Raw genomic sequence first — 16,121 nt, forward strand, 5'->3', positions numbered from 1 at the left:
CCCCGCCGGGGCCCTTTGCCGTGTGGGACGGCGCTGCGTGCGCCGCCTACTTGCGCAAGGGAATGGCCGTGGCCCGGTCCACGGGCACGGCGGTCACGCTGTTCTGGGGCGAGCCGTCGATGAGCTTGTCGGAGTACGTGAGGTACACCAGTGCGTTGCGCGCCGGGTCCACCATGCGCACGATGCGCAGGCGCTTGAACAGGATGGACATGCGCTCGGTGAAGACTTCCTCCTGCTTCTTCAGCGGCTCGGGAAAGCTGATGGGCCCCACCTGCCGGCAGGCGATGGAGGCCTCCGCCCGGTCCTCGGCCAGGCCCAGCGTGCCCTTGATGCCGCCGATGCGGGCGCGCGACACGTAGCACGTCACGCCCTGCACGCCGGGGTCGTCATAGGCCTCCACGATGATGTCGTGGTCGCGGCCGATCCACTGGAAGGCGGTGTCCACCGTGCCGATCTTCTCGCCCGCGGCGGCCATCGCGGCGCCGGCCGGCAGCAGCAGCAACGGCAGCAGCAAAAGGGCCGCTGCCGTGGCAAGCCGGGTCTTCATCACGCCGCGGCTCCTGCTTCGGTGCAGCGCTGCGCCAGGTGCGCCAGGGCTTCTTCCACCTGGTCCACCAGCACCAGGCACAGGTCGCCCGGCGCAAGCCGTGCCAGCGCAGCGTCGATGGCAATGAATTCGCCGCGGATTTCCTCCACGTGCTTGGTGCGGGGCGCGCCGGCCAGGCCCTCGCGCAGCAGCGCCATCACCTCGCCGTCGGCGCGGCCGCGCTGGGCGGCGTCCTGGTACAGGATCACGTCGTCGAATGCCGCGCCCAGGATCACCGTCTGCTCGCGGATGTCTTCATCCCGGCGGTCGCCCGCGCCGCTGATGACCACGCTGCGCCGCTGGGCGGGCAGGGCGTCCACGGCCTGCACCAGGGCCCGCATGGCGTCAGGGTTGTGGCCGTAGTCGGCAATCACGGTGGCGCCGCGGTAGTCCATGATGTTGAAGCGGCCGGGCGCGTTGTCGCTGTCGTTCACAAAGCCCGACAGGCCGCGGCGGATGGTCTGCCACGGCATGCCCACGCCCCAGGCGGCGGCGACGGCGGCCATCACGTTCTCGACCTGGAAGCCGATCTTGCCGTTGCGCGTGATGGGCACGTCGCGCAGGTGGATGGTCTCGCGCCAAGAGCCTTCGGAGGCCACGATGGAGTCGCCGTCCACGTACACGGTGCGGTGGCCCTGGGCGCGGTGCGTGGCCATCACGGGGTGGTGGCGGTCCAGCGCAAAGAAGATGATCTTGCCGGGGCAGGCGGGCGCCATGGCCGCCACGATGGGGTCGGCCGCATTCAGCACGCCGTAGCCCGTGGGCGCCACGTTCTGCACGATCACGCGCTTGAGCACGGCCAGGTCTTCCACCGTGGTGATGTAGTTCAGCCCCAGGTGATCGCCGGCGCCGATGTTGGTGACCACGGCGACCGAGCAGCGGTCAAAGCCCAGGCCTTCGCGCAGGATGCCGCCACGGGCCGTCTCGAACACGGCGGCGTCCACTTCGGGGTGCAGCAGCACGTTGCGGGCGCTCTTGGGGCCGCTGCAGTCGCCGCTGTCGATCTGGCGGCCGTTCACGTATACGCCGTCGGTGTTGGTCATGCCCACGCGCAGGCCTTGGGCCGTGAACAGGTGCGCAATGAGGCGCGCCGTGGTGGTCTTGCCGTTGGTGCCGGTCACGGCCACGGTGGGAATGCGGCCGTCATCGCCGTGGGCAAACAGCTTGTCCACCATGGCCTGCCCCACGTTGCGGGGCTTGCCGTAGCTGGGGGCCAGGTGCATGCGCAGGCCGGGCGCCGCGTTCACTTCCACAAAGCCGCCGCCTTGCTCTTCCAGCGGGCGCAGCACCGTCTCGGCCACCATGTCCACGCCGCAGATGTGCAGGCCCACCATCTGGGCGGCAGCCACGGCGCGCGCGGCAACTTCGGGATGCACGTCGTCGGTCACGTCGGTGGCGGTGCCGCCGGTGGACAGGTTGGCGTTGTTGCGCAGGATGACACGCTGGCCCTTGGCGGGCACCGCGTCCGGTGTCAGGCCTTGCAGGGCCAGGCGCGCCACGGCGATGTCATCCAGGCGGATCTTGGTGAGGGAGGTGGCGTGGCCCTCGCCGCGGCGCGGGTCCTGGTTCACCTGGTCCACCAGTTCGCGCACCGTGTGCTGGCCGTCCCCCAGCACCTGGGGCGGTTCGCGGCGGGCGGCCGCCACGAGCTGGTCCCCCACCACCAGCAGGCGGAAGTCGTGGCCGGGCAGGAAGCGCTCGACCATCACCGTGCCGTACTCGGCCGCGGTGCGGAAGGCTTCTTCCAGCTGGGCGCGGTCGGTGATGTTGACCGTCACGCCCTTGCCCTGGTTGCCGTCCTGGGGCTTGACCACCACGGGCAGGCCCACCTTCAGGGCCACTTCCCAGGCCTCGTCGACCGTGTCGACCGGCTTGCCCAGCGGCACCGGCACGCCGGCCGCGTGCAGCAGGCGCTTGGTGAGGTCCTTGTCCTGGCCGATGGACTCGGCCACGGCGCTGGTGGAGTCCACCTCGGCGGCCTGGATGCGGCGCTGCTTGGAGCCCCAGCCGAACTGCACCAGGCTGCCCCGCGTGAGGCGGCGGTACGGGATGCCCCGCGCCACGGCGGCGGCCACGATGGAGCCGGTGCTGGGGCCCAGGCGCTCGTCCTCGTCCAGCTCGCGCAGCTCGGCGATGACCGCATCCGCGTCGAAGCTGCCGTTGCCCAGCGCCGCTTCAATGAGCTGCTGCGCGTATTCAAACGCCTTGCGGCCCACGGCCTCTTCGCTGTATTCCACCACCACCTGGTACACCCCCGCATCGGTGGTGGGGGTAGTGCGCGCAAAGGTCACGGGGCAACCCGCCTGCGCCTGCAGCGCCAGGGCGGCCGTCTGCAGCACATGGGCCAGCGAGACGTCGCCGCCGCCTGTCTCGGGGTGCAGCGCACCGATGGCCGGGAAGAGGGCGCGCAGCCGGGCTTCAAACCCGGGCATCTGGCCTACGGCGCGCTCGGTGTCCGAGCAGGCCACCACGGCCTCGATGGCCATGTGGCGGCTCCAGAGATTGGGGCCGCGCAGGGCCCGGGTGCGGGATACATCCATGGGGAGTCTCGTCTTGGTGGTGTTCGTTCAGGGTGCGTTATTGCAGCGGCGGCATGCACCGGGCGCCATCGCGGCGCAGGCCGCGGGCGGGGCCCGGGCCGGCGGAGCAGTTGCCCGTGGGCGTGCCTGGGGCCATCAGGTGGGCAGCCCCACCGGCGCGGGCAGGTCGGGTTCGAAGGTCTTGATGCCCGCACCGATCAGGTCGGGTGCGATGTCCAGGGCCCAGGCCGCGCCGATGGCAGCCAGCAGGGCGTCGGTGTCGGGCACCACGGCGTTGCGGCCGAAGGTCAGGTCCGCCAGCGAGCCCAGCACATGCTCCGCGCTGCCCGTGGCCAGCACCACGCGGCCGTTCTTCACGACCACGGCACGGCCGTTGTCCTTGGCGCGGTGCTCCACGATCACGGGCAGGTTGGCGTCTTGCGCGTACAGCACCACGGCCCCGTCCGACAGCGGCGCCAGGTCGGCCACCTGCGGGATGGCGGCGTTGAGCACCGCGGCGCCTTCGGACAGCACCACGTCCACCTGGGTACGCATCACCTTGGTCATCTGGTCCTGCTCGTGCACGTCGAATTCGGCCAGGGTTTCCACGCCGTCCATGTCCGTGACCACACCCACCTGGCAGCGGTCGTAGGCCAGCCCGTCGCGCAGGATGGTGCGCGCGTCGCTCTCGATCACGGCGGCCTGCACCATCTTGTTCATGAGCAGGCGGTGCGCGGCTTCCCAATGGGCGCAGTCGGTGGATTCGACGCGGCGGCGGTCGAGGAACAGGCCCTCACGGCAGGCCAGGCCGGTGTGGTAGCCGCCCAGGTGCATCAGCCAGGCCACCACGCGGGCGATGGTGGCGGTGCCCCGGGTGCCGGCCACGCCCACCAGCGGGATGCGTCCGGCAGGGGCCGCGGCGTCGCTGTCTTCCGAGGGGAACAGGTGCTCGGCGATGGCCTGCCCCACGGGGCGGGGGGCGCCTTCGGCGGGCTTGAGGTGCATCAGCAGGCCGGGGCCGGCATTCACTTCGACGATGGCACCGCCCTGGGCGTGCAGGGGCTTGCCGATGTCCCGGGCCACCAGGTCGATGCCGGCAATGTCCAGGCCCACCACCTTGGCGGCAAGCTGAGCGATGTAGGCCACCTCGGGGTGCACGTCGTCGGTGCAGTCCACGGCCACGTTGCCGTTGCGCTGCACCACCACCTGGCGGCCGGCGGCGGGCACGGAGTCGGCCTCCAGGTCCTGGCGCTTGAGTTCCAGCTGCACCTTGGTGTCGGTGGCCAGGTCGATGATTTCGAGCGGGTACTCTTCTTCGTAGCCGCGCCGGGGGTCGGAGTTGAGCTGCGTGTCGATCAGCTCCTTGACGGTGTTGCGGCCGTTCCCGGTGATGGTGACCACCTCGCCGCGCGCCGCGGCCACCACCTTGCCGCCCACCACCAGCAGGCGGTGCTCGTCGCCGGGGATGAAGCGCTCCACCATCACGTCGCTGCCTTCGGGGTAGGCCACGTGGTAGGCCGCCTCGATGTCTTCCTTCTTGCGCAGGTCCAGCGTCACGCCCCGGCCGTGGTTGCCGTCCGACGGCTTGACCACCACGGGCAGGCCGATGTCCTGCGCGGCTTCCCAGGCCTCCTCGGGGCTGTTGACCACCTGGCCTTCGGGGATGGGCACGCCGCAGGACTTGAGCAGGGTCTTGGTCAGGTCCTTGTCGCTGGCAATGCCTTCGGCAATGGCGCTGGTGAACTCGGTTTCGGCTGTCCAGATGCGGCGCTGGCTGGCGCCGTACCCCAGTTGCACCAGGTTGCCGTCGTTCAGGCGGATGTGCGGAATGCCGCGGTCGGTGGCGGCGGTGACGATGCACGCGGTGCTGGGGCCGAGGTACTGGTCGTCCACCTCGGTGCGCACGCGCGCCACGGCGGCCTGCACGTCAAACGGCTCGTCGTTGATGGCGGCCATGATGAGCGCATGGCCCTGGGCCAGCGCCACGCGGGCCACGCTCTCGTCGCGGGCGCGGAATACCATGCGGTACACGCCGCGCTGCGAGGTGGAGCGTGTCTGGCCAAAGCCGGTGGGCATGCCCGCCAGGTTCAGCAATTCGATCACGATGTGTTCCAGCACGTGGCCGCACCAGGTGCCTTCTTCCAGGCGCTGGAGGAACCCGCCGCGCTCGCCCACGCCGCAGTGGTGCTCGATCAGCGCCGGCAACCAGGCGGTGAGCCGGCTGTTGAAGCCGGGAAGGGTGTTGGAAGGGTAGTCCTCCAGTTCCCCCAGGTCCAGCCAGACCTCCAGCACGGGCCGGTACGTCCAGATGTTGGGGCCGCGCAGGTAGTTGATGCGAAGCAGTTGGATGTCGTTGAGTTTCGCCATGGAGTGCAGCGGGTGGGGTTGTCCAGCCGGATAAGGGCTGTCCTTGAAAAAGTGACTTTCGAGACGGGAATTGTGCTCCAGTCCGGAGACGCCGCGCGGCTGTCAGCCGACGGGGCTTCCCGGGCGTTATGGAAGGATGCCGTCGCGCCGTGGCGTGCAGTATCGGGGAGAATTCTCGCTTTCGCGAGATGGGTCGCCCCAGGCCGCCGGGGGCGGAAAAACCAACCAAAAATGCAACATCACCATTCTGTGGACGCCTCGGGTGTCTTTGCCGGCCCGCAAGGGGCCGATTTGCGGGCCATGCTCGCTCCCGAAGAAAACGTGCTGGCCGCGCTGCAGGTTGACCTGAGCGCCGAGCTGCGTTTTGCGGCCGGCTGGGTGGTGGTGACTTCCGAGCGGCTTCTGGCGTGGGATCCCGCCGGCACGGCCTGGCGCGGCTGGCCGCTGCGGGACGGCGTGGCGCTGAAGCTCCACGACCACGGCGGCGTGGGCACGCTGGAGCTGCACAGCCCCGCCGTGCGCGAGGCGTTGTGGCGCTTCACGCTGGCGCACCACCCGCAGGCCCTGCGCCTGGTGCAGCGTTTTGAGCAGCAGATGGCCCGCGGTGCCGGCAACCACGCGGCGGACGACGACGAGCCCAGCTGCCCCATCTGCCACACCCCGCTGCCGCCCGACACCGATGAATGCCCGGCCTGTGCCCGCGCGCAGCCGCCGCAGACGTCCACCTGGGTGCTGCTGCGCCTGTGGCGCTTTGCCCACCCCTACCGCAAGCAGCTGGCGGCCGGCCTGGGTCTCACGCTGGCATCCACGGCCGCCACGCTGGTGCCGCCGTACCTGACCATCCCGCTGATGGACGACATCCTGATCCCGTTCCAGAACGGGCAGAAGATCGACCCGAAGCTGGTGCTGCTGTACCTGGGCGGGCTGCTGCTGTCGGCCCTGCTGGCCTGGTGCCTCTCCTGGGCGCGCACCTACATCCTGGCGCTGGTGTCCGAGCGCATTGGCGCCGACCTGCGCACCACCACCTACGAGCACCTGCTGCGCCTGTCGCTGGACTACTTTGGCGGCAAGCGCACGGGCGACCTGATGGCGCGCATCGGCTCGGAGACGGACCGCATCAACGTGTTCCTGTCGCTGCACGCGCTGGATTTCGTCACCGACGTGCTCATGATCGTGATGACGGCGGCGATCCTCTTCTCCATCAACCCGTGGCTGGCGCTGGTCACGCTGGTGCCGCTGCCCTTCATCGGCTGGATGATCCACACCGTGCGCGACCGCCTGCGCACGGGGTTTGAAAAGATCGACCGGGTCTGGTCTGAAGTGACCAACGTGCTGGCCGACACCATTCCCGGCATCCGCGTGGTCAAGGCCTTTGCCCAGGAAAAGCGCGAAGCCCAGCGCTTTCGCGACGCCAACCAGCACAACCTGGAGGTGAACGACAAGCTCAACAAGACCTGGAGCCTGTTCACGCCCACCGTGTCGCTGCTCACCGAAGTCGGCCTGCTGGTGGTGTGGGCCTTCGGCATCTGGCTGGTGTCGCGCAGCCAGATCACTGTGGGGGTGCTGACCGCCTTCATCGCGTACATCGGCCGGTTCTACGGCCGGCTGGATTCGATGAGCCGCATCGTCTCCGTCACGCAGAAGGCGGCTGCCGGCGCCAAGCGCATCTTCGACATCCTGGACCACGTGAGCAACGTGCCCGACCCGGCCCAGCCTGTGAAGGTGGACAAGGTGCAAGGCGCCATCAGCATGCAGGGCGTGGGCTTTCGCTACGGCAGCCGCGCGGTCATCAAGGGCCTGGACCTGGACATCCGCCCCGGCGAGATGATCGGCCTGGTGGGCCACAGCGGCTCGGGCAAGAGCACGCTGGTCAACCTGATCAGCCGTTTCTACGACGTGAGCGACGGCTCCATCCAGGTGGACGGCATCGACATCCGCCGCTTTGCCGTGGCCGACTACCGCCGCCACATCGGGCTGGTGCTGCAGGAGCCCTTCCTGTTCTTCGGCACCATTGCCGAGAACATCGCCTACGGCAAGCCCGAGGCCACGCGCGAAGAGATCGTGGCGGCGGCCCGCGCCGCGCACGCGCACGAGTTCATCCTGCGCCTGCCGCACGGCTATGACTCGCTGGTGGGCGAGCGCGGCCAGGGCCTGTCGGGCGGCGAGCGCCAGCGCATCAGCATTGCCCGCGCGCTGCTGATCGACCCGCGCATCCTGATCCTGGACGAGGCCACCTCGGCCGTGGACACCGAGACCGAAAAGGAAATCCAGCGCGCGCTGGACAACCTGGTGCAGGGCCGCACGACGATTGCCATTGCCCACCGCCTGTCCACCCTGCGCAAGGCCGACCGCCTGGTGGTGATGGACCGCGGCGAGGTGGTGGAAGTGGGGCCGCACGACGAGCTCATGGAAAAGCAGGGCGCCTACTGGCGCCTGTACGAAGCCCAGGCCCGCCGCGCCGAGGAAGACGCGCAGGCGGCGGGTGTCCTTATTGACAGCAGCCTGTTGCATTCCGCCCACCCGGCGGGCCAGCCGTGACCGTTTTTTCGCAGGAAATCGCCATGAACACCCCGTCTCCCGCCGCAATGCCCTTGCAGCCGGCCTTTGCGCTGGCCCGCAACGCCCATGGCCGGCTGGTTCTCACGCTGCCGGACGGCACGGTGCACGAGGGCGTGCTGCCGGTGCGGGCCTTTCCCATCGCGGCGCCGGGCGAAGGGCTGTCCCTGATGGGGGCGGACGGCCACGAGCTCTGCTGGGTGGACCGGTTGGACACCCTGGACCCCGCCGTGCGGCAACTGATCGAGGCGGAGCTGCAAGCGCGCGAGTTTGTGCCCACTATCGAAAAAATCCTCGCCGTTTCGAGCTTTTCCACCCCAAGTACCTGGCAGGTGGAAACCGATCGGGGGCCGGCAAGCTTGGTCCTCAAGGGGGAAGAGGACATCCGCCGCCTGGGCGGCCGCACCCATCTGCTCATCGCCGGTGGCGATGGCGTCCAGTTCCGGGTGCGCGACACCACGGCCCTGGACCGGCACTCGCGCCGTTTGCTCGAGCGCTTTCTCTGACGGAGGGGGCGCTACCCGGCCGGCCGGATGTGGCGCCGGGTGGCTGTCGCCCCCATAGCCCCCATTCCGACTGAGGGTGGACGCAGCGCTGCGCCAGCCTCTCTGCGCGCTGCGAGTTCCTGGTGTTCCTGGTGTTCCTGGCAAGCGGGGGCTCGTTCTGCGGTCATTTTTAGGGGTAAACCCTAGTTTTGTGTCAATCGGTGAAAAAGGCCTAAATTTCCCCTTCTTTTTACCGAAATGAATGTACGAAGAGGCCGGAAAAGCCTCCGCACCTTCTTCTCCATTTGTCACAACTACCGGGCCACTGCCATGCAAATGCCACCTGTCGACCGATCGCCGAGCTGGCGTCCTCAGGGCGCTGATTTGTATTCCACGGGCGCTTCCGGCGCGCCGCCCGTGCGGCCTATCAACCCCTCCAATCCGGTGGAGTCCATGGACCGGCTCGGAGAAGGCGCCATCGTGCGGGAGCCCGACAAGCCCTCCGCCCCGGATGTTGCCAACCGCGACTGGACGGAAGTGAAGAAGAAGGAGACCGTGGAGGAGCCGCCCGAGCCGCCGAAGGAGCCCATCTACAAGCAGCTGCTGGAGTTGATCCAGTCCATGTGGCGGGCCAGCGGCAGCGCGGTGGAGGTGGCCCAGGACATCAACAAGATGACCTTGCAGGAGCGGCTGGCCCAGCAGGTCAAGAACGAGCCGCTGACCTATTCCGATCCCAAGGTCAAGCGCACGGGCGGCCTGTGAGCGGCCCGGCCGGCGTCTCGCGGCCTAAATGCTATTAAAAATATAGCTGCTACCGCTTTCTGCACAAGCGCTAGAGGCCTTTTTTGATCTGAAATGTTTCAGCGCGCTGCGGGCGCTGCGGTATCGCCGGCCGCCTGCGCCGCCTTGTTGCGTTCACGTTCCGCCCGGTATTTGGCGGCAAACGCGCGCACTTCCTCATACGACACGTAGCCGTCCTTGTCGGTATCCGCGTCGTCAAAGGCGGCAGAAAGCCGGGGAAAGAGCTTGACCTCCGTGCGGCTGAGCTTGCCATTGCCGTCAAAGTCCAGCATCTTGAATTCGCGCATGGCCTTGACTTCGCCCTTGGTCAGCCCGGCCTGCGGGGCTTCGGGCGTGCCGGGGGCTGTGGCGGATGCCTCCCCGGCCATGCAGACGGTGGCGGCCCCCGCCATGGCCAAGGCGGCAGCCCAGGCGGCGGTGCGGGCAGCGGCGGAGAAAAGTCGGTGGTGCAAGAGCAGCTCCCGGAAACGCTAGGCACGCATGGTGGCACATGCGGCTTGTTGCAGGGTGAATGCAACGGCGTCTTTGCAAGCTTTCACCCAGCGTTGCAAGAATTTGCGTCGTCTTTGAACAGTGGCCTACGCGCCGGCGGTTCTTTCGGTGTTGGAAATGCCGCTGGACACATGCCCCGCCGGAACGTGCCGCGCGGCCGAGGTGACGTGGCCGGTCTGGTCGTCAAAGAAGAAGTCGGGCTCGAACTCGCGCAGGAACGGGCCTTTTTCCAGCCCGCCCAGGAACATCGCCTCGTCCACGCTGATGCCCCAGTCCAGCAGCGTGCGCACCGCCCGCTCGTGCGCGGGGGCGCTGCGCGCTGTGACCAGCGCCGTGCGGATGCGCATGGTGTGCGAGGCCTGCGCCTGCTGCTGCAGCCGGTGCAGCGCGGCCAGCAGCGGCTTGAACGGCCCGCCGGCCAGCGGCTGGTTGGCCTTGTCCACCTCGTTGAGCTGGAAGGCGGGCAGGCCGCCCTCCTGGTACACGCGCTCGGCTTCGTCCGAGAACAGCACGGCGTCGCCGTCAAAGGCAATGCGCACTTCGCCCGGAAACCGGTCGCCCGCGGGGGTGGAGTCGGTCATCACCCGCGCGGCCGGAAAACCGATGGACAGCGCCTGGCGCACGTCCGTCTCGTTGGCCGACAGGAACAGGTGGGCGCCCAGCGGCCGGAGGTAGGCAAACGGATCGCGTCCGCGCGTGAACACCCCGCGCTCGATGCGCATGCCCGCCGCCTGGGCCGAGGCGAACACGCGCATGCCGCTGGCCGGGTCGTTGCGCGAGAGCATCACCACCTCCACCCGCTGCACGTCCGGCGTGTTGAAGGCGAGCAGCTTGCGCACCAGCGAAAACGCCACGCCGGGCCGTGCGGGCTGGTGCACCAGGGCCAGCTGGTGGCGCATGTAGGCCTCTTCGTCGCCCGCTTCGAAGAGCTGGTTCTCTTCTTCAAAATTGAACAGGGCGCGCGAGGAGATCGCCACCACCAGCTTGTCGTCCAGCGTTACAGGCATGGCAGGGTTACTTCACGAATTGGTTCAGCTGAATGATCGGCAGCAGCACCGCCAGCACGATCAGCATCACGATGCCGCCCATGGCCACGATGAGCAGCGGCTCCAGGATGGTGGCCAGCTGCATGGCGCGGCGCTGCACTTCGGTGGACAGCTGGCGCGCGGCGCGCTGCAGCATCACGGGCAGCTGGCCCGTTTGCTCGCCCAGGCGCGCGAACATCGACAGCAGGCCGGGAAAGCGCTTCTTCTGCGCCAGCGCGGAAGCCAGCGGGGCGCCCTCGCGCACCAGCACCAGCGCGTCCAGCGCGTCGGCGCGCAAGGCGCGGTTGTTCAGGGTTTCGGCGGCGGCCTGCAGCGCCTTCAGGATGGGCACGCCCGCACCCGCCAGCATGGCCAGGGTGCCCGCAAAACGCGCCGCGTTGTAGCCGCGCGCCAGCTTGCCCACCAGCGGCAGACGCAGCCATGCGGCGTCGAATTTTTGACGAAAATGCTCGAAAGTCAGCGCCCAGCGGGCGCAAGCAGCTATCAAAATAATAGCAATCAGCAGCACCCAGCCATAGCTGCGCACAAACCCGCTGATGCCCATCATGGCGACGGTGAGGAAGGGCAGGGCGCGCTTGGTGCCGGCAAACACGCTCGCCACCTGGGGCACCACATAGCCCACCAGGAACAGCACGATCACGATGGCCACCACGGTGACGATGGCCGGGTACAGCGCCGCGCCCACCAGCTTGGCCTTGAGGGCCTGGCGCTCTTCCAGGTCGTCAGCCAGGCGCTCGAGCACCAGCCCCAGGTTGCCGCTGTGCTCGCCCGCGCCGATCACGGCGCAGTAGATATCCGAGAACTCGCGCGGGTGCTGCGACAAGGCCCGCGCAAACGTCGCGCCGGCATTCACCTCGGCCCGCAGCGCCGCGACCAGGTGGCGCTGGCGCTCGTCGTCCGCTTCTTCGGAAAGCGCCGCGAGCGCACGCTCCAGGGGCAGGCCGGAGGACACCAGCCCGGCGATCTGCCGGGTCCAGATGGCCAGCGCCGTCGCGCCGAACACGGGCCGGGTGAACCACCGCTGGCCCGCACCGGCAGAACTGCCGTCCATCGAGCGGCCGGTCTGCACCAGTTCCACGGCCAGCGGCACCAGCGCCTGGGCCCGCAGCAGGCTGCGCGCGGCCTTGGCCGTGTCGGCCTCCAGGAGGCCCTTGCGGGTCTGGCCCTGGGCGTCCAGGGCTTCAAAGGAAAAAGCAGGCATGCGGTGTGGCGGGCGGCAGTTGGGGGAGATGCGGAGGGACCGGTGCGCCTGCCGCTGCGGTGAATGGTAGCTGCTCGCCAGCGCTCACCAATCGCCTGCCGCGCCGGAGGGGGCCGGGTGGGGGCCGGGTGGGGCATGACAAAAGTCAAGGCATTGCCGCGGAGGAGGCGCAGAATTGTTGCCGATCTGTGGCGCGGGGTCGCAGGCGTTCACGACAAAGGAGTCTTTCATGCTGAAAAACAAGGTGGCATTGGTCACGGGCGCCTCGTCCGGTATCGGCCGGGCCGTCGCGCTGGCGTGGGCCCGCGAAGGCGCGAAGGTGGTGGTCTCGGACGTTAATGCGGAGGGCGGCGAAGAGACCGCGGCCCTGGTCCGTGCCACCGGTGGCGACGCCTTGTTCGTGGCGGCGGACGTGGGCCGCGCTGCCGACGTGGAGGCGCTGGTGCGCCGCGCCGTGGCGCAGTACGGGCGGCTGGACGTGGCCTGCAACAACGCAGGGATCGGCGGCCCGCAGGCGCCCACGGCCGACTACCCGCTCGACGGCTGGGCCCAGGTCATCAACATCAATCTTTCCGGCGTCTTCTATGGCATGAAGTACCAGATCGCGGCCATGCTGGGCAACGGCGGCGGCTCCATCATCAACATGGCTTCCATCCTGGGCTCCGTGGGGTTTGCCACCGCGCCGGCCTACACGGCCGCCAAGCACGGCGTCGTCGGGTTGACGAAGGCCGCCGCCCTGGAATACAGCGCGCGGGGCGTGCGCATCAACGCGGTGGGGCCCGGCTTCATCCACACGCCCATGATCAGCGGCCTGGAGCAGGACGCGGGCGTCCAGGCGCTGTTGGTGGGGGCCCACCCCGTCGGCCGCCTGGGCCAGCCGGAAGAGGTGGCCGAGCTGGTGACCTGGCTGGCGTCCGACAAGGCGTCGTTTGTCACCGGCGCCTATTACCCCGTCGACGGCGGCTATCTGGCCCGGTGATCCGGGGCTGCAGGGCCCGGCTGCCGGCGTGTGGCGTGGGCGAGACGGCATGTCCCCGGCCGGCCGGCGGGACCTTCTGCGGTGCGCGTGCGTGCCCTTAAGATGCGGCGGGTGGGGCCGTGCCGCGCCGCGCCTTCCTGCGAGCAGAGGGTCGCCGCAAAGGCCGAGGGCCCCGCATGGGATTCAACAAAAGAGGAGAAGAACAGTGAACAAGACGATTGCCTGGGGAGGGCTGCTTGCGGCTCTGGTGCTGTCCGCATGCGGCGGAGGCAGCGATGATCCCGCGCCGCCGCCCGCGCCAAAGCCTCCCGCGACCGTGGTGCAAGGCGTGGAAGGCCTGTGGAACGGCGCCACCACCGACTCGCTGGATGTGTTCGGCGTGGTGCTTGAAAACGGCGAGACGTGGAGCCTGCTGAGCGACAAGACGGGCGCTGCGGTGGGGCTGTCCCAGGGCTCGGTGCAAACGACCGGTGCCGACGCCGTGTCCGGTAGCGCACGCTACCTGAATTTCGTGGACGAGGCCCACATCACCGACCGGAAGTCGACCCCGGTCAGCTACTCCGGCAAATACGTGGTGCGCGACTCGGTCCAGGTCACGGCCGCCAACGGCGTGAAGTTTGCGGGCAGCTACGGTGTGCTGTACGAGCAGCCGGCCGTGGTGAGCGAACTGCCCGGCACCTACGCAGGCACCGGCTTTGGCAACCAGGTCCGCGAGCCGCTGGTATCGCTGTCGATCTCGGACGCCGGGCTGGTGTCCGTTCCTTCGTACCCCGGCTGCTCGGTTCGCGGCACGGTGGTGCCGCGCGCCAGCGGCCGCAATGTGTTCGACCTGCCCCTGACCTTCTCCGGTGCGACCTGCCCGGTGGGTGACGGCGTGGTCGTGCAAAGCGTGGTGCTCTACAACAACTGGACCCAGACCGTGGTGATCATGGGGCAGAGCGCGAGCAAGGCGCAAACCTACGTCTACACGGGCCAGAAGACCTGATCCCGGGAAGCCCGCCAGCGCCGCGTCGGCCTTGGGGGGCAGCCTCCGGGCAGGCGCGTGAAGCTCGCGCAGCCCGCCGTGCTCAGCTGCGGGGCCAGGCCTGCGCGTGGGCCTGCGCCGCAATCTCCAGCGACCGCAGGCGCAGTGCCGGGTCGTAGACATCGCTCACCAGCATGAACTCGTCGGCTTGCGTGGCCTCGGCCAGGCGCAGCAGGCCGGCGCGCACCGTGTCCGAGCCGCCGATGACGGCGGCCGCGAGGAAGTCGCCGATGGCGGCGCGTTCCTGGGGCTGCAGCTGGGCGGCGTAGTTTGCAACCGGCGGCAGCAGTCGGCGGCGGTCCCCCGTCAGGATGCCCAGCACCCGCTGGTAGGTACTGCTGGCAAGGTACTCGGCTTCATCGTCCGTCGGGGCGGCAATCAGCGGCACGCCGATGGTCACGTACGGCCGGGGCCAGGCGGCAGACGGCCGGAACAGGCTGCGGTACAGCGCGATCGCTTGGTGCAGCATGCGGGGTGCGAAATGCGACGCGAACGCGTACGGCAACCCGCGCTCGGCCGCCAGCTGCGCCGAGAACAGGCTCGAGCCCAGCAGCCAGACCGGCACGTTGGTGCCGGCGCCCGGCATGGCGATCAGGCGCTGGCCGGGCTCGGGCGCGGCAAGCAAGTGCTGCAGCTCGGCCACGTCGTGCGGAAAGTCTTCTTCGGTTTCCACCCGGTTGCGGCGCAGCGCGCGCATGGTGGTGGGGTCCGTTCCCGGGGCGCGGCCCAGTCCGAGGTCGATGCGCCCGGGGTACAGCTCCGCCAACGTGCCGAACGCCTCGGCAACAACCAGCGGCGCGTGGTTGGGCAGCATGATGCCGCCCGACCCCACGCGGATGCGTGACGTGCCCCCTGCGATATGGCCCACCAGCACGGCCGTGGCCGAACTGGCGATCCCCGCCATGTTGTGGTGCTCCGCCAGCCAGTAGCGTACAAACCCCAGCGTTTCCGCATGCTGGGCCGTGCGCAGCGCAATCTGCAACGCATCGGCCACGGTTCCGCCCTCGCGGACGGCAACGAGGTCGAGCAGGGACAACTGGGGGCGGGGGGTAGGAGGCGTCATGGCGTCTATTGTCTGGCAGCCCTTCTGTGCCCGTCGCGGCGAGCTGCCAGATCCGGCAGTGGCATGAGGGCCTGTTTCGGGGACGAGCCCACCCCTGCGTCAAATAGTGGTAGCCAAAAAACCCGGGTGCAAACAAAATGTTTCAAAATTAATTCATGGGGCACAACGGTCGCGCCGAGCGCAAACGGAACCCCGTCTTGGGGATGACGCATGGGATTTTTCAGCCGTCTGTTCAAGCTCCGCGAGCAGGACCCCGCCAGCCCGGAAACCACCTGGGCTGTGGAGGACAACGGCAGCGAACTGGTGCTGGATCCGGAAGACGCGGCGCTGCTCATGACCGAACTGGACATCGACGCGGCCATCGCCAGCCATGAGCGCTGGACCCTGCGCCTGCAGGACATGGTGAGCGGCAGGTCCCAGGAGGTCATGCGGCCCGAGCGCGTCTGCCTGGACGACCGCTGCGACCTGGGCCGCTGGTTGTACGGCACCGGACGGGTGCGGCTCGGGAGCTATCCTGCCTTCGGGATGCTGGTGGCAAGGCATCGCTACTTTCACTTGCAAGCCGCAGAAGTGGTGGCGGCCTACCGTGCGGGTGACGGGCCCAAAGCCCAGGCGCTCCTCAAGGGCAGCTGCCGCCACGCGTCGAACCAGGTGGTGCTGCTGCTCAAGGAATTGAAGCGCGGACTGGGCCGGTGACCTGCTCCTGAGGCTTGCGCGCTGAACCTGCGCGACCTCGTGCTTTTCGTCTGGCGAGAGGCGTACGCCGGCTCGGGAGCAGCCGCGTTCATTTTCTGAGCCTGAGGCGTGCCAAAGGCGCGCGCCCGCTGCTCTGCAACCTCGTTGGACATCGGCTGAGCGAGGGCTCCGCAGTTGACAATGTTCCAACGTTTGTGGGGCGGGCGCGTCGGTCGCCCCATAGCGCGGTTTTACAATGCGCGCCAAAACCATAGCTCTGCCTTTTTCAAAGGGGCGCGTTGTTCTTGACGTGGCTGCCCGCCCTCG

Annotated in this window: 13 protein-coding genes; 6 read left to right on the forward strand and 7 right to left on the reverse strand. The window is 68.7% G+C overall.

The features are described 5' to 3' along the window. Positions 1 to 46: 46 nt before the first annotated feature. The 3 genes from ACOYR3_RS05435 to cphA (ACOYR3_RS05445) form a co-directional block, all read right to left on the reverse strand. Positions 47 to 547: a CreA family protein gene (locus tag ACOYR3_RS05435; RefSeq protein ID WP_422845458.1), complete on the reverse strand. Its 501-nt coding sequence runs from the start codon at positions 545 to 547 to the stop codon at positions 47 to 49. Further along, positions 547 to 3,126 carry a cyanophycin synthetase gene (gene cphA, locus ACOYR3_RS05440; RefSeq protein WP_422845459.1) on the reverse strand — a complete coding sequence of 860 codons (2,580 nt, stop codon included), beginning with the start codon at positions 3,124 to 3,126 and terminating at the stop codon, positions 547 to 549. The genes ACOYR3_RS05435 and cphA (ACOYR3_RS05440) overlap by 1 nt, the downstream gene beginning before the upstream one ends. 135 nt (positions 3,127 to 3,261) lie before the next feature. Continuing rightward, on the reverse strand, positions 3,262 to 5,472 hold the full coding sequence (gene cphA, locus ACOYR3_RS05445) for a cyanophycin synthetase (protein WP_422845460.1): 2,211 nt from the start codon (positions 5,470 to 5,472) through the stop codon (positions 3,262 to 3,264). A 231-nt stretch (positions 5,473 to 5,703) separates the two neighbouring features. Between cphA (ACOYR3_RS05445) and ACOYR3_RS05450 the strand changes: the two genes are divergently transcribed. The 3 genes from ACOYR3_RS05450 to ACOYR3_RS05460 all read left to right on the forward strand — a co-directional run bounded on the left by ACOYR3_RS05450 (position 5,704) and on the right by ACOYR3_RS05460 (position 9,275). Beyond that, positions 5,704 to 8,010: an ABC transporter ATP-binding protein gene (locus ACOYR3_RS05450; protein WP_422845461.1), complete on the forward strand. Its 2,307-nt coding sequence runs from the start codon at positions 5,704 to 5,706 to the stop codon at positions 8,008 to 8,010. Between the two features lie 23 nt (positions 8,011 to 8,033). Next, positions 8,034 to 8,534: a DUF1854 domain-containing protein gene (locus ACOYR3_RS05455; protein WP_422845462.1), complete on the forward strand. Its 501-nt coding sequence runs from the start codon at positions 8,034 to 8,036 to the stop codon at positions 8,532 to 8,534. A 309-nt stretch (positions 8,535 to 8,843) separates the two neighbouring features. Further along, positions 8,844 to 9,275 carry a hypothetical protein gene (locus ACOYR3_RS05460; protein ID WP_291484692.1) on the forward strand — a complete coding sequence of 144 codons (432 nt, stop codon included), beginning with the start codon at positions 8,844 to 8,846 and terminating at the stop codon, positions 9,273 to 9,275. Positions 9,276 to 9,373: 98 nt separating this feature from the next. On the opposite strand, the gene ACOYR3_RS05465 is transcribed toward ACOYR3_RS05460, so the two are convergent. From ACOYR3_RS05465 to gspF, 3 genes are all read right to left on the reverse strand, one after another. Then, the gene (locus ACOYR3_RS05465) at positions 9,374 to 9,706 is read right to left on the reverse strand and encodes an EF-hand domain-containing protein (protein ID WP_422846528.1); all 333 of its coding nucleotides are present in this window, start codon (positions 9,704 to 9,706) and stop codon (positions 9,374 to 9,376) included. A gap of 186 nt (positions 9,707 to 9,892) precedes the next feature. Continuing rightward, positions 9,893 to 10,813 carry a 5'-nucleotidase gene (locus ACOYR3_RS05470; protein ID WP_422845463.1) on the reverse strand — a complete coding sequence of 307 codons (921 nt, stop codon included), beginning with the start codon at positions 10,811 to 10,813 and terminating at the stop codon, positions 9,893 to 9,895. A 7-nt stretch (positions 10,814 to 10,820) separates the two neighbouring features. Beyond that, entirely contained in the window at positions 10,821 to 12,053 is a 1,233-nt protein-coding gene (gene gspF, locus ACOYR3_RS05475; protein ID WP_422845464.1) for a type II secretion system inner membrane protein GspF, read from the reverse strand. Positions 12,054 to 12,282: 229 nt separating this feature from the next. Here gspF and ACOYR3_RS05480 point away from each other — a divergent pair, with 229 nt between their 5' ends. Continuing rightward, entirely contained in the window at positions 12,283 to 13,032 is a 750-nt protein-coding gene (locus ACOYR3_RS05480; RefSeq protein ID WP_422845465.1) for an SDR family oxidoreductase, read from the forward strand. A 205-nt stretch (positions 13,033 to 13,237) separates the two neighbouring features. Continuing rightward, positions 13,238 to 14,017, forward strand: coding sequence for a hypothetical protein (locus ACOYR3_RS05485; RefSeq protein ID WP_422845466.1), 780 nt, complete (start codon positions 13,238 to 13,240; stop codon positions 14,015 to 14,017). 82 nt (positions 14,018 to 14,099) lie between these two features. On the opposite strand, the gene ACOYR3_RS05490 is transcribed toward ACOYR3_RS05485, so the two are convergent. Further along, the gene (locus ACOYR3_RS05490; RefSeq protein ID WP_422845467.1) at positions 14,100 to 15,119 is read right to left on the reverse strand and encodes an LLM class flavin-dependent oxidoreductase; all 1,020 of its coding nucleotides are present in this window, start codon (positions 15,117 to 15,119) and stop codon (positions 14,100 to 14,102) included. A gap of 210 nt (positions 15,120 to 15,329) precedes the next feature. Here ACOYR3_RS05490 and ACOYR3_RS05495 point away from each other — a divergent pair, with 210 nt between their 5' ends. Next, positions 15,330 to 15,815: a CZB domain-containing protein gene (locus ACOYR3_RS05495; protein ID WP_422845468.1), complete on the forward strand. Its 486-nt coding sequence runs from the start codon at positions 15,330 to 15,332 to the stop codon at positions 15,813 to 15,815. The last annotated feature ends 306 nt before the right edge of the window (positions 15,816 to 16,121 follow it).

This window comes from Acidovorax sp. M2(2025) (assembly GCF_049330835.1).
In the GTDB taxonomy this organism is placed as follows: Bacteria; Pseudomonadota; Gammaproteobacteria; order Burkholderiales; family Burkholderiaceae_C; genus Acidovorax.

Excerpts from the sequence above, each read along its gene's own strand:
- cphA (WP_422845459.1), bottom strand. The coding sequence starts at position 3,126 with ATGGATGTATCCCGCACCCGGGCCCTGCGCGGCCCCAATCTCTGGAGC.
- ACOYR3_RS05480 (WP_422845465.1), top strand. The coding sequence starts at position 12,283 with ATGCTGAAAAACAAGGTGGCATTGGTCACGGGCGCCTCGTCCGGTATC.
- ACOYR3_RS05460 (WP_291484692.1), top strand. The coding sequence starts at position 8,844 with ATGCAAATGCCACCTGTCGACCGATCGCCGAGCTGGCGTCCTCAGGGC.
- cphA (WP_422845460.1), bottom strand. The coding sequence starts at position 5,472 with ATGGCGAAACTCAACGACATCCAACTGCTTCGCATCAACTACCTGCGC.
- ACOYR3_RS05455 (WP_422845462.1), top strand. The coding sequence starts at position 8,034 with ATGAACACCCCGTCTCCCGCCGCAATGCCCTTGCAGCCGGCCTTTGCG.
- ACOYR3_RS05465 (WP_422846528.1), bottom strand. The coding sequence starts at position 9,706 with ATGGCGGGGGCCGCCACCGTCTGCATGGCCGGGGAGGCATCCGCCACA.
- ACOYR3_RS05435 (WP_422845458.1), bottom strand. The coding sequence starts at position 547 with ATGAAGACCCGGCTTGCCACGGCAGCGGCCCTTTTGCTGCTGCCGTTG.
- ACOYR3_RS05470 (WP_422845463.1), bottom strand. The coding sequence starts at position 10,813 with ATGCCTGTAACGCTGGACGACAAGCTGGTGGTGGCGATCTCCTCGCGC.
- ACOYR3_RS05490 (WP_422845467.1), bottom strand. The coding sequence starts at position 15,119 with ATGACGCCTCCTACCCCCCGCCCCCAGTTGTCCCTGCTCGACCTCGTT.
- ACOYR3_RS05450 (WP_422845461.1), top strand. The coding sequence starts at position 5,704 with ATGCAACATCACCATTCTGTGGACGCCTCGGGTGTCTTTGCCGGCCCG.
- ACOYR3_RS05495 (WP_422845468.1), top strand. The coding sequence starts at position 15,330 with ATGGGATTTTTCAGCCGTCTGTTCAAGCTCCGCGAGCAGGACCCCGCC.
- gspF (WP_422845464.1), bottom strand. The coding sequence starts at position 12,053 with ATGCCTGCTTTTTCCTTTGAAGCCCTGGACGCCCAGGGCCAGACCCGC.